General features: G+C 58.6%; 14 protein-coding genes. 11 read left to right on the forward strand and 3 right to left on the reverse strand.

The annotated features are described in order from the left end of the window. The coding region (locus tag A2X88_02615) for a flavoredoxin (GenBank protein OGP35356.1) at positions 1-418 on the forward strand (418 nt) is incomplete at its 5' end. A gap of 419 nt (positions 419-837) precedes the next feature. Here the strand turns inward: A2X88_02615 and A2X88_02620 are convergent. Both A2X88_02620 and A2X88_02625 read right to left on the reverse strand, forming a co-directional pair. Continuing rightward, positions 838-1,266 (reverse strand): hypothetical protein, encoded by a 429-nt coding sequence (locus tag A2X88_02620; protein OGP35357.1) that lies wholly within the window; start codon positions 1,264-1,266, stop codon positions 838-840. A gap of 251 nt (positions 1,267-1,517) precedes the next feature. Next, entirely contained in the window at positions 1,518-2,057 is a 540-nt protein-coding gene (locus A2X88_02625; GenBank protein ID OGP35403.1) for a DNA-binding protein, read from the reverse strand. Between the two features lie 612 nt (positions 2,058-2,669). Here A2X88_02625 and A2X88_02630 point away from each other — a divergent pair. Genes A2X88_02630 through A2X88_02645 form a run of 4 tightly spaced genes read left to right on the forward strand, consistent with a single transcriptional unit; the run spans position 2,670 to position 6,899 of the window. Beyond that, entirely contained in the window at positions 2,670-3,668 is a 999-nt protein-coding gene (locus tag A2X88_02630) for a hypothetical protein (protein OGP35358.1), read from the forward strand. Positions 3,669-3,716: 48 nt separating this feature from the next. Next, complete coding sequence (locus A2X88_02635) at positions 3,717-4,049, forward strand: nucleotide pyrophosphohydrolase (GenBank protein ID OGP35359.1); 333 nt, start codon at positions 3,717-3,719, stop codon at positions 4,047-4,049. A gap of 3 nt (positions 4,050-4,052) precedes the next feature. Further along, positions 4,053-5,936, forward strand: a complete 1,884-nt coding sequence (locus A2X88_02640; protein OGP35360.1) for a peptidase S24 — start codon at positions 4,053-4,055, stop codon at positions 5,934-5,936. A gap of 51 nt (positions 5,937-5,987) precedes the next feature. After that, entirely contained in the window at positions 5,988-6,899 is a 912-nt protein-coding gene (locus tag A2X88_02645) for a restriction endonuclease (protein ID OGP35361.1), read from the forward strand. Between the two features lie 562 nt (positions 6,900-7,461). Here A2X88_02645 and A2X88_02650 read toward each other — a convergent pair. After that, complete coding sequence (locus A2X88_02650) at positions 7,462-7,959, reverse strand: hypothetical protein (protein OGP35362.1); 498 nt, start codon at positions 7,957-7,959, stop codon at positions 7,462-7,464. Positions 7,960-8,123: 164 nt separating this feature from the next. Here A2X88_02650 and A2X88_02655 point away from each other — a divergent pair, with 164 nt between their 5' ends. The 6 genes from A2X88_02655 to A2X88_02680 all read left to right on the forward strand — a co-directional run bounded on the left by A2X88_02655 (position 8,124) and on the right by A2X88_02680 (position 11,593). Beyond that, positions 8,124-8,573 carry a hypothetical protein gene (locus A2X88_02655; GenBank protein OGP35363.1) on the forward strand — a complete coding sequence of 150 codons (450 nt, stop codon included), beginning with the start codon at positions 8,124-8,126 and terminating at the stop codon, positions 8,571-8,573. Positions 8,574-9,395: 822 nt separating this feature from the next. After that, entirely contained in the window at positions 9,396-9,713 is a 318-nt protein-coding gene (locus tag A2X88_02660; GenBank protein ID OGP35364.1) for a transcriptional regulator, read from the forward strand. A gap of 170 nt (positions 9,714-9,883) precedes the next feature. Then, on the forward strand, positions 9,884-10,171 hold the full coding sequence (locus A2X88_02665) for a prevent-host-death protein (protein OGP35365.1): 288 nt from the start codon (positions 9,884-9,886) through the stop codon (positions 10,169-10,171). Beyond that, on the forward strand, positions 10,168-10,584 hold the full coding sequence (locus A2X88_02670) for a putative toxin-antitoxin system toxin component, PIN family (GenBank protein ID OGP35366.1): 417 nt from the start codon (positions 10,168-10,170) through the stop codon (positions 10,582-10,584). Before A2X88_02665 ends, A2X88_02670 begins: the two co-directional genes overlap by 4 nt. A gap of 98 nt (positions 10,585-10,682) precedes the next feature. Beyond that, positions 10,683-11,309, forward strand: a complete 627-nt coding sequence (locus tag A2X88_02675; protein OGP35367.1) for a hypothetical protein — start codon at positions 10,683-10,685, stop codon at positions 11,307-11,309. Next, positions 11,306-11,593, forward strand: a complete 288-nt coding sequence (locus A2X88_02680) for a hypothetical protein (protein OGP35368.1) — start codon at positions 11,306-11,308, stop codon at positions 11,591-11,593. The genes A2X88_02675 and A2X88_02680 overlap by 4 nt, the downstream gene beginning before the upstream one ends. Positions 11,594-12,463 lie beyond the last annotated feature (870 nt).

Genomic DNA, 12,463 nt, shown 5'->3' on the forward strand with positions numbered 1-12,463 from the left:
GTATGGGAACATCGTGGGGCGGAAGGCGTTCACGATCAGCGTCCCCTCCGAGGCCCATGCCCGGGAAGCGGATTATATCGGCATCGTATCCGGGAAGAACGCCGACAAGTTCGCCGCCGCCGGGCTCACCCCCGTCCGGAGCATCCTCGTGGACGCACCGTACGTCGGGGAATTTCCCCTTGTCCTCGAGTGTCGGCTTCTCCATACGCTGGAGATCGGGCTGCACACCCAGTTCGTCGGGGAGATCCTGGACGTGAAGGCCGAGGAATCCGTGCTCGGCGAGAAGGGACTTCCCGACATCGAGAAGGTGAGGCCGATCCTCTTCGACCCGGAGATCAACACCTACCACGGGGTAGGAAAGCGTCTCGGACGTGCCTACTCGATCGGCAAAGCGATCGGGCAGGGAGGAATCGAATGATTCCCGTCGACATCCTCAGCGACACGACGAGCGAAGTGCTCAAAAGGCATTCGACGAATCGCTTGATGCAGCCCTGCCGGACCGGCGAGCCGAGCCGGTAGACGGATACTTGAGGGTTATGCGGTCATGTGCGCAAAAAGGAAAGAGGATTCCTTCCGGGACTTCGTGCTCGATCAGCTGCGCTCCCTGGAGGGCGTCACCTGCCGATCCATGTTCGGCGGGTACGGGCTCTACCTGGGGGCGGATTTCTTCGCCATCGTCTACGATGTATTACGAGGTCCCGGAAGAGATCGTCGAGGACGAGGAGCAGCTGGCCTCCTGGGCGAGGGAGGCTGCGGCGCGAAAAGGGAAGGGGCGCGCGCCGGTCAGGAAAAAGAAGTAAGCGGCCCCCCGACCGCGTGAAGTCACAATTTGTGACTTCACGCCATTTCGACGATTAATTTCTTGCCGACGGCATCAGCCAACTTCGACAGTTGTTTGAGCGTGGGATTGGCGACCTTTGGGTTTTCCCATGCCTGGTAGGACTGGTACGTGATGCGAAGGCGGCGTGCCACCTCTTTTTGGCTCAGTCCCAATTCAGTACGAATTTTTCGAATCATCAAAGCGATACATACCTGGGGACTGGGCTCGACCCAGCGAACGTTTTTCCCCTTCAGGGACTTCGCTTCGGGAATCGAAAAATTGCGTTCAAAGCGCACCGCAAGCCACCCGGAAAGAGCGTCTTTCGCCATTTTCAGAAGCTCTTCTTCCGTGTCTCCCTCGGTAACGCAACCGGGAAGACCGGGAAACTCCGCCCAGTATCCTCCTTCTTCGGCTTTGTGGATTTTGAGGGGATATGCAATTTTCATTTCAGGCCACCCAGCTTTCGGAGTGCTTCCAATGTTCCTTTCTTCAGATCTTTCTTCCCGTGTACCGGTACCGATATCGTCCTTGTTCCTTTTACGAGAATGTGATGGGAACCTTCTATCCGGTCCTCAACCCATCCGGCGGCCTTCAGTATTCTGACGAGCTCCTTGCCCGTCATACCTGAAGGATACAGGCTATAACCTGTATTGTCAATTCCCGGCCGAAATTCATACAAGTCCTTTCCGGCGAGGGTTCAGAACCCGATCCGCCGACCTGGAATCCTGGGCGGTTCCATGAGCGCCCGGATCGCGTCGAAGACCACGCGAAATTGGGCGTCATACGTTCCTTCGAGCGCGTCCACCTTTCGTGCCAGTTCCTCGTGGGATACGAGCATGCGCCGCATCCGGACAAACGCGCGCATGATGGCGATGTTGACTTGCACGGCGCGCGGGCTGTTGAGGACACCCGATAGCATGGCAACGCCTTGCTCCGTGAAGGCAAAAGGCAAATATTTCCGATACTTGCCTCGTCCGGGCCTCTCTAAGGTCACAATTTGTGACCTTAGAGAATGGGCTTCGTCCCGCGAGAGTTGGAACATAAAATCTACCGGGAATCGTTCCGCGTTCCGTCTGACAGCCTGATTAAAGACCTTTGTCGGCACCCTGTACAATCCCGCCAGGTCCGCATCCAGCATTACACGATGACCACGAATTATATGAATTCGTTGAGAAATATCCTCCGCCCGAATGGGTGGCTTTGATATCGCAATTTGCGATTTCAAATCGGCGCTCATGCCGGATTGCTCATCAATTCTCGTGCCCATTGGCTCCGGACGTCACGAAAACAATGAGGTTTTTTTGAGGTCACAATTTGCGACCTCAAGGTATCGCTTTCCTCCCCTTTCGGCCGGGTCGCTCACATCATTGATGGTCTCGGTGAATGCGAGGGTATTTCTTGAAGGCTGATGGCGATTCGCCATCAGTTGCGCTGAGAGGCCCCCGGATAGGTTACGGAGTCGACTTCTCTCGCTCCCATGCGACAGGGACTGTCGCATCCTCCCCGTATCCTGACCCAAAAGACGGGGGGGCAGCGGATGCCGCCGCGACGGAGGCCATTGGAACAGGGAAAACTCATGGCCGTGACGCTTGTGTGCCTCTCCTGCCGGGAGGAGCGGGTGATCCACGTTCCGCGCGAACGGGGCGCGAAGGGAAGGGCGTACTGGGAGTGCTTCGAGTGCCAGGGCCCCGGAGCGCGCTCCCAAAGGGGCGGATCAAAGGGCCTCGGGAAAGATTAAGGAAATGGCAAAGCGCGATCGAAGCCGGCGGATTCGGCGGATGTACCTTCCCGGGGGGATGCGATACATTCGTGGAGTCGGCAGTCAGACAAGTTTGCGCGGAGGGGCGCGATGGCCAAGACCAGGAGATCCTGGTCCGGGGGGGCGAAGCGGCGGACCAAGCCCCGCCCCATGACCAAGCCGGCCATGATGGACTGGGCGCTTCGGCTCCTGCGGCTCCTGAACGAGCGGAAGGTCCTCACCTCGCGGGTCGTGGCCGAGGAGTTCGGCGTGAACATCCGGACGGCCCAGCGGTACCTCCTGTACCTTTCCGCCCTGCCGTGCGTTATCGCGGACGAGGAAAAGCACAGCTACACGCTCACATCGGACTACGTGGTGAGCGACAAGATCCTGAACGTCTCCGAGATGTCGCTGGTGTGCGCCCTGATCGACTACGCGGTCCACATCTTCGGCCCCGAGCACTCCAAATTCCTCACGTCGCTCAAGAACCGGATCTTCCGGATGCCCGACGTCTACCGGATCGTCAAGGACGAGGCGATCGACATGGAGAAGGTGGCGGCCGTCCAGCTCGACCTGGAGCGGCACATCAAGAACCGCGAGGTGATCTCCTTCGGCTACCGCAAGTCCGGCAAGCGCTACACGGTGGAGCCGTACCGGATCCTCTACGCGGGCGGGTTCTGGTACCTTGCGGCGCGGCACGACGGGATGCTGAAGAAATTCCTGCTCGACATGATCGAGGGGGTGCGGCCCGCGGGGAGGAGCTACGCGGAAGTCCCCGATCCGATCCGCCAAGCCCTGGCCGAGGCGCAGACCGCCTGGTTCCACGACGCCCCGCCCGACCGGGTGACGGTGGAGTTCGACGCGGAGGTCGCCCACTTCTTCGAGCGGAAGCTCTTCTTCCCCCGCCAGGAGATCGTGGAGCGGAAGGGAAACGGCAACCTCGTCCTGGCCTTCGACGCCCACAACGAGATGGACCTGCGCGAGCACCTCGCGCGCTGGATGCCGTACTTCCGGGTCATCTCCCCGGACCGATATCGGGAGTATGTAGCCCATGTGGCAGGGGAGTGTGCGGGGAAGAACCGGGAGCAGGTCACCTATCCCTCGACTTGATGCGAGGGCAGTGATTCAATATGGGGGACCGGGCAGCGGAGGGGTTTCATGAAGTGCGATTTGGATAAACTTATTTCACGGATTCTTGAATTCCGGGATCGGCGCAACTGGGCCCAGTTCCACAACCCCAAAGACCTGGCCCTCGGGCTTTCCGTCGAAGCCGCCGAGCTCAACGAACAGTTCCTGTGGAAAAAACCGGAGGACGCTGATCCGAAGCGGGTTCGGGAAGAACTGGCCGACGTGCTCATATTCGCCCTGATGCTCCTCGAGAAGTACAAGCTCGACTTCGAGGAAATCGTCCTCGAAAAGCTTGCGGCTAACGAGGAAAAATATCCGGTGGACAAGGCCCGCAACCGCGCAGCGAAATATACCGACCTCTGACGAATGAGACTCTACGCCGGCACCTCGGGACAGTTCGTCGAAGACACGGTCCTGAACCAGATCGCCGGCAAGCTCAGGAATGCCTTCTTCGGTCATTACCGGTACAACCCGCCCCAGGCCGAAGTCCATTCGTGGCAGAACTCTCTCCGGGCCATGGCCGGGATACTCCAATACGGAGAACTGCTGGACCATGGAGTCATGCTCGAGTACCAGCTTCCTCTCACCTCCCGTCGTCTCGATTTCATGGTCACCGGAAAGGGGCAGAGCAACGCCGACAACGCGGTGATCGTCGAGCTCAAGCAGTGGGAGAAGTGCGGCCCTGCGGACGGGGAGAACGAGGTTGCCACATTCGTTGGGGGAACGACGCGGGAGGTCCTGCATCCGTCGGCGCAGGTAGGACGCTACCGGATGTACCTGTCGGATACCCATACGGCATTCCACGAGGGAAATGACCCTGTGTCCCTTGCGGCATGCGCCTATCTCCACAACTATCCCCATGATCCCGATGATGTTCTGTACGATACGAAGTTTGAAGGCGTGCTGAGAAGCGATCCGATTTTCACCATGGATGATGCTCCGGCACTCATGGGCTATCTGCAGGAGAGGCTTTGTTCCGGCCGGGGCATGGAGGTCCTGAAGCGGGTCGAAGAAAGCCGTTACCGGCCCAGCCGAAAGTTGATGGAGCACGTGGGGCAGGTCATCAACGGAAATTCCCGGTATGTCCTCCTGGATGAGCAGGTCGTCGCGTACGACAAAGTGCGCGCGTTGGCGAAGAAGGGGTTCCATGACAGGCGCAAGACCGCCATCATCATCAAGGGAGGCCCCGGGACCGGCAAATCGGTGATCGCCATCAAGCTCATGGCGGACCTGCTGCTGAACAGCTACAACGCCCACTATGCCACGGGGTCGAGGGCATTCACGGAGACGCTCCGGAACATCATCGGGAACCGGGGAGCCGTGCAGTTCAAGTACTTCAACAGCTATTCGGCCGCCCAGGCCGATGAGATCGATGTCCTGATCGCGGATGAGTCTCACCGCATCCGCAAGACCAGCGCCAGCCGCTTCACTGCCTCGGCAGATCGCTCCGACCTCGAGCAAATAGGGGAACTGTTGCGGGCCGCCAAAGTGTGCGTTTTCCTGATCGACGACGTCCAGGTAGTGCGGCCGAACGAAATCGGCTCCGTGGAGTATATCCGGCGGCACGCGCAGGCGATGAAATGCAGCATCTTCGAATACGAGCTCGAGGCACAGTTCCGCTGCAGCGGATCGGACGCCTTCGTGAACTGGATAGACAATACCCTAGGCATCCGGCGCACGGTCAACGTCCTGTGGGAAGGGAACGAGTCCTTCGACTTCGAGATCTTCGATTCACCCCAGGCGCTTGAGGGAGCCATCCGGGACAAAGCCGCTCAGGGTTACACGGCCCGGATGAGCGCCGGCTTCTGTTGGCAATGGTCGAAGCCCAGGCCGGACGGGACCCTGGTGGAGGACGTGGCGATCGGCGATTACCTGCGGCCCTGGAACGCAAGGCCGGAGGCATCCCGGCTGGCGAAGGGAATTCCCAAAGCATCGCTGTGGGCCCATCAGCCGGGGGGCATCGATCAGATCGGCTGTATCTACACGGCGCAAGGTTTCGAGTTCGATTTCGTGGGCGTCATATTCGGTGCGGACCTGATCTACAGGTTCGACCGGCAGGAGTGGGTCGGGGACAGACGTCAGTCGTACGATACCGTTGTGAAGAGATCCGGAGACAAATTCGTCAACCTGGTAAAAAACACCTACAGGGTCCTTCTTTCAAGGGGTATGAAGGGGTGTTACGTTCATTTCCTCGACAGGGAAACAGAGAACTTTTTCAGGAGCCGGATGGAGACGGGGAATCGTCCGTAGCAGAGAGCAGGAAGGGATCGTCATGAGCCCGCAGGCCAGGCGAGCGAGTGCATGAATGCATTCGTAGGGATCACCGACTGGGACTGGTTCGATCTGCTGCGCACCCGCCCGGAGCTCGAGGAGGTGAACTTCTGGCAACCTTCCGGCTCCCGCCAGTTCCGTGCCCTGAACCCCGGCGAGCTGTTCCTCTTCAAGCTGCACAGTCCGCGGAATTACATCGTCGGTGGAGGTCTCTTCGCGCATTCCAGTCTGTTGCCGATCAGCCTTGCGTGGGAGGCCTTCGGGATGGCAAACGGCGCCGCTGATCTCGTGCAGATGCGGTCCCGCGTCGAACGATATCGCCGTCAAGGGCAGGATCATTCCACTGATTACATCATCGGATGCATTCTCCTCGAGCAGCCGTTCTTCCTCCGTGAAGACCAGTGGGTTGGGGTGCCGCACGATTGGAGCCCGAACATCGTCCAGGGGCGCGGCTACGACCTGACGGTTGAACCCGGCCTGACGCTTTGGGCCCGGTTGCAGACTGCAAGAGGAGCCGCCTTGGAGGTGCGGGAAGAAGAAGCGAGGTACGGCAGGCCGATCTTGTCACTACCCCGTCTTGGCCAGGGATCCTTTCGCGTGATAGTGACGGATGCGTATGAGCGGCGTTGCGCGCTGACCAATGAGCGTACTCTTCCTGCTCTGGATGCCGCCCATATCAAGCCGTATTCGGACAGCGGCGGGCACCGGGTCGAAAACGGCCTGCTTCTGCGCAGAGACCTTCACGCCCTGTTCGACCGGGGCTACGTGACCGTGACGCCGGACCTTGTCGTCGAGGTCAGCCGCCGCATTCGGGAGGAGTTCGAGAACGGTCGTGACTATTACAGGCTGCACGGCGAACCAGTCCGTCCGCCCGGAAACCCGGTGCATCGCCCATCCGCGGAATACCTGAGATGGCACAACGAGTGCGTCTTTCGAGGATAGCGAGGCAAGATGCTGCTTTCTGTGGCGTTTCTTAACCTTGTGATGTGGATGAAGTGACGGCGGGAAATATCCCGAAAATAAATTTCGAAATGGAAGAGTAATGAACAATCCCAGCGCCTTGAGGGTAACCTGCGCCGTCATTGAAAGGGATGGCCACATTCTGGCCGCCCAGCGCAGCAAAACGATGAGCCTGCCGCTCAAATGGGAATTCCCCGGCGGCAAGGTTGGAGAGGGAGAGACTCCGGAAACCTGCCTTGTCAGGGAGATCCGGGAGGAGATGGGCGTCGATGTGGAAATCCTCCGGTCTCTGCCGGCCTCACCGTACAGGTATGCCGACAAGGCCATCGCGCTCCTCCCTTTGGTCTGTAGAATCGCCGGGGGATCCATCGAGCTCTTGGAACACAAGGAGATCTCCTGGGGAGATCTCTGGATCTCGACTGGGCCCCGGCGGACGTCCCGGTCCTCCGGTCTTATATACTCAGCCGGAAAGATTCCGCGCACCTGTAGTCATTCCGCACGGTATTTGACCGTCCGGCTGAGGGCGACGCAACCTGGCGGCGGATCAAACTCTTCTTACGGTTATATTCCCAGCGTGGTGGATGATTCGGAACTTTCCGTAACAACCGTTTCTGAAGAGCCCCGTGGCGACGGCCTTGATTCGAGCCGGAAAGCGGGTGATATCCTGGTTGCTCCATATCGCTTTGAAGGTTCGATTGTTGTCGGGTAGCAAGGTAACCGTCATGTCTCCCGGATAGCCGCCTCTCTCGCCGGTTTCGAAGGTCACTTCCTCTCCATTCATGATTTCATCCAGGTTTTCCGCGACGGCCTTTGTAAGGGAATCCGCGTAGGTGGATCGGGCGGTGGCGATGGGAATATCCGTTTCAGCCTCTTTCCGGTAGAAGTAGCGCGCCAGGGCGTACCTGACCCGGTCGGCGAGCAGGTCCAGGAATCGAGGATCGCCCCAATATTCCCGGCAGTTCATCCGGATCGCAAAGCGGGCCTTGCCACGGTCCAGTTCAAAGAACTTTTCCCCCGTTCTTGCCATCTTTCCGAGCGGCATGTTGACCAGGTGCCTGGCGGCCCGGTCCAGAGGGAAGTTTTGCGGGTCGGTTGCCCGCGCCAGTTCGTCCCAATCGGAGCGGCGCTCCGGGTTGGCGAGATACCAGTCGAGGAATTTCCGGGCTATGGCGGAGATGTCCCATTCAGTTCCGACTTGCGGCCAAGGTGTTGCGGGCGGAGATCGAGCGGTACCGGGAACGCAGCCAGGGGCCTGTGCTTCGCCGCGCGTCGGAATTGTTTGCGAGCGTGACGCAAGGGAGGTTCGCAGGTCTTGCCCCCGATTACGACGCCGGGGACACCCCCGTTCTCGTCGGTTTGCGGCCGGGAAGCGAGAAGGTTTCGGTGCAGGGGATGAGCGACGGCACTCAGGACCAGCTGTATCTCGCCCTACGGGGGGCCTCCCTCGAAAAATTCGGCGGGGAGGGCGAGCCGCTTCCGCTGCTCGTCGATGACGCCTTGGTGAACTTCGACGATATCCGGGCGAAGGCGGCGCTCAACATCATGGCGGAGCTGGCGAAGAGAACGCAGGTCATCTTCCTCACCCACCACAGTCATCTTGTCGAGCTCGCGAAGGACGCCGTCGACGCCGGCATCCTGCATCTCCAATCGCTCTGATCGGTGAAAGGCGAGTAGGGTCTCGACAACTCCAGCGTGCCGGACACAGTGGCCAGGGTCGCGTCAAAGCACTCGACAGACCTAAATTCTGAGAACCGCGGCATAGGCATACCAAATTCGCTTGCTGTTGTCCGTCTCCTGCAAGCGCGTTCAAGTTGTAGCAGTGCGGGACGGAGTCCAAGTGACACGCTGCGTCTGCACGGCCCCCGGCTGGCATTCACCGTGCAATATATTCATACAAGACAGGATTTCCTGAGGAAACCTGATGTTTGTGGGGATATACAGGATGGGTCTCGGACTCCTGGTGTTCGGTAAGTGGACCGGCAAAGGGTTACCCATTCTACTGTGCTCATGTGGGCACTCTGAATTATTCCTTGGAAGGCATTGACAACACATTCCCCCAGAGGCATAATCCGGAATGAGGTGGGCTGTCGAGTACACGAACGAGTTCGGGGCATGGTGGGATTCCCTGGGCGAAGGAGAACAGGAAAGCGTGGATGCGTCGGTCCGATTGTTGGAAGAGCTTGGTCCTGCGCTTCCGTATCCATACAGCTCGGATGTCAGGGGATCGCGTCACGGGAACATGCGTGAACTGCGGATACAACACGAGGGTGAACCATATCGTGTGCTTTATGCGTTCGATCCGCGCCGGGTTGCACTCCTGCTCATCGGAGGAAAGAAATTCGGGGATGACAGATGGTACAGGAAGTATGTCCCGAAAGCCGAAAAGATATATGACGAACACTTGAAGTCATTGGAAGAGGAGAGGAATAAGCCATGAAAAAAATCCGGACGCGTCCATATGGGGAACTAAGAGCAAAAATGTCTCCCGCGTCCAGGGCGAGGGCGGAGACGAGGGCCAAGGAGATGCTGGCCGAGATGCCGCTATACGAGCTGCGGCACGCACGGGAGATGTCCCAGAAGCATCTCGCGGAGATCCTCCGGATCAACCAGGCGTCCGTCTCGAAGCTCGAGCGAAGGACGGATATGTACATCAGCACTCTGCGGAATTTCATCGAGGCGATGGGAGGCCAACTGGAGATCAAGGCCGTCTTCCCGGATGGCGCGGTCCGGATCAGCCAGTTCGAGGAACTGGCTGAGAGCGCTCCAATCCCAGCGGGCCGAAGAATGTCGACCTGAGGCTGTTTTCTTTCCCCCCGGCTTTACTGTGAACTTCAACGAACGCATTCGCATGGTATGAACTGCAGGACACCCTGGGCCTCGCCCGGTTGCTGGGGATTATAGTCCATGTTGCCGTTGACATTGCGCAACGATCGTGTACATAATCGTTACACGATGGAGGACGCGATATGAAATTTCTGAGCGTGCGCGATTTGCGGGGAAAGGCCGCGAAAGTCTGGAAGGATCTGCCGGGAGAGAAGGAGATGGTCGTCACCAGCAACGGCCGGCCCATCGCCATTCTGTCATCGGTCGGTGAGTCGAACGTCGAGGAGTCGTTGGCGGCGATTCGCCAGGCCCGGGCCATCGCAGCGGTAGCGGCCATTCAGCGCCGGTCGGCGGAGCAGGGAACCGACAGATTGTCTTCCGAAGAGATCGATGCGGAGATCAGGGCGGTCCGGGAAAAGCGCCGCCGTTGAACATCGTCCTCGACACGAACGTCCTCGTGGCGGGCCTGTTGTCGCCGTTCGGTCCGTGCGGGGAGATCGTACGGATGGTTTCCTCCGGGGAATTGACCCTCTGTCTCGATGCCCGGATCGTGACCGAATACAGCGAAGTCCTGAAACGGCCGAAATTCCGGTTCGAAGAGGAAAAGGTCGATGCGTTACTGGATTTCATCGACCTCAGGGGGCGGACGGTGGCGTCTTCGCCCCTGCGGAAAGCCCTTCCCGATCCCGCCGACGAACCGTTCCTTGAGGTCGCAATCGCCGGGCGGGCGGCATGTCTTGTCACGGGGAACCGGGTCCATTTTCCCGGCAGGCTGCGCCAACGCGTGATGGTTCTCACGCCGCGGGAATTTCTGGACCGATACAGGAAGCGAACCGTCCTCTAAGGACGGACGAGAAAAATATCAGCAATGCTCTCTGTCGCGACAAGTTCGGAACCCTGTCCGCGATTGGCCGGAATACATGGATCGAGGGCAGGCATCCGGTGACACACGGCAAGAGCCGGTCGAAGCCGGCCGTGACGATGCAGGACGTCCGAACCCGTCTTGCGACAATGGACAAAGGCACGCTTGCCGACATGCTCGTCGATCAGGCGATGGAGGACGACCGATTGCGGCAGCGTCTGCTCATGAAGGCGGCGAGGAAAGGCCCAAAGGGGCTTGATGTGGCCACGTATCGTCGGGCCATCGACGAGGCGGTCGACGCAGGCGGTTTCGTGGATTACCGCGCCGTCGAAAAGGCGATCGAATCCGTCGACGACTCGGACGGCCACATGGGCGGAATCCTCGAACGTCTCCAGGAAATCCATCACGAGGCGTGCAAGAAGGCCAAACCCGAGCCGGAAGCGTTGGCAAGGAGGCTCTTCGAATGGGAATTGCGAACGGATTGGGATACCTTCCACGGCGCCGCGCAGACGTACGCGCGTATCCTTGGAGAGGAAGGGCTGGCGGTCTACCGGAAGCTCGCCGAGGCGGAATGGGCCAAGGTGCTGGCCGTGGGCCATGGAGGGCGGCTCCTGTTCGTCGTGATCGTGGTCAGAAAGGACATGATCCGAGTCATATCGGCGCGGGACATGAATCGGAAGGAAAGGAAGGTGTACGAGTCATCATGAAAAAAGTACCCAAATTTGCATCGGAGGCCGAAGAGAGGCGGTTCTGGGAATCTGCGGATTCGACGGAGTATGTGAACTGGAAGAAAGCGCAGCGGGTGGTTTTTCCAAATCTTAAACCATCTCTTAGGACCATCTCCGTGCGGCTTCCCGAATCAATGATTGAGGAACTGAAACTCCTGGCGAACAAGCGGGATGTTCCCTATCAGTCATTGCTCAAGATTTTCTTGGGTGAGCGGATCGAACAAGAGCTTCGGTTGGTTCATCCGAAACGGGCAAAGGCCTAACTAATCATTAAGGGATAGGTAACGGGTAACGGGTAGTTGACATTTGTACGTGAATGGAATATCTTGAAAGTAATTGTTTTATATAATAAATTCGAAATATCTGCCCCGGAGGCGAAGGAAGTTTCCCTGGCAGGGAGTTTCAACCACTGGAATACCCAGGCGAATCCGATGAAAAAGGATAAGAAGGGAACGTGGAAGGCGACTCTCTCCCTTGAAACGGGAAGATACGAGTACCGTTTTTTTGCCGACGGCAACCGGGAGAACGATCCATATTGTTCTTGCGGCGTCGCGAATGAATTCGGAGGCCAGAACTGCGTAAAGATTGTCGCGTAAGGGGTGATCGTGTTCCCTGCGTCTTCGGAAGAGGTTGACCCGTGATTCCGATGAAACTCGACCATCGTCACAAGACGGAGCCTGTTTTCCTGATAGGCCCCGGGATAGTGGGGGGCCTGTTGGAGGGATTCGCGGGGAGCTGCCGCTCACAGGAAGGCCTTGAATGGGCGGAGGAGCGCCTGAAGGGAGTTGGTTTCACAAAGCGTGAGGAAGGGAATTGGGTATCGTATCGGAGGGGAATGGATGGCTACCATCTGTATGCGGATCCACGCCCTGGCACCCGCATCAACATCTACGTGTACCCCGGAGAGAAAGTGGGTGTGAAGAGAATAAGACGATCCAGTTCTCCTTTCCCCTTTCTGGTGGGCATGCCCAATACATGGAAGCATGATCTTGAGGAAAAACTGGCGTCAAAGATCAGAAAATATTGTTACGAGTGAAGAGGGGTTCCTGCAGGGGATCTCCAGAAAGGTACTGACCTCCGGGCATATCCCTCCACAGTCCAGTTGGACGTCCCCGTTTCAGCGAGCAACGGAA

The organism is Deltaproteobacteria bacterium GWC2_65_14 (assembly GCA_001797615.1).
Taxonomy (GTDB): domain Bacteria; phylum Desulfobacterota; class Deferrimicrobia; order Deferrimicrobiales; family Deferrimicrobiaceae; genus GWC2-65-14.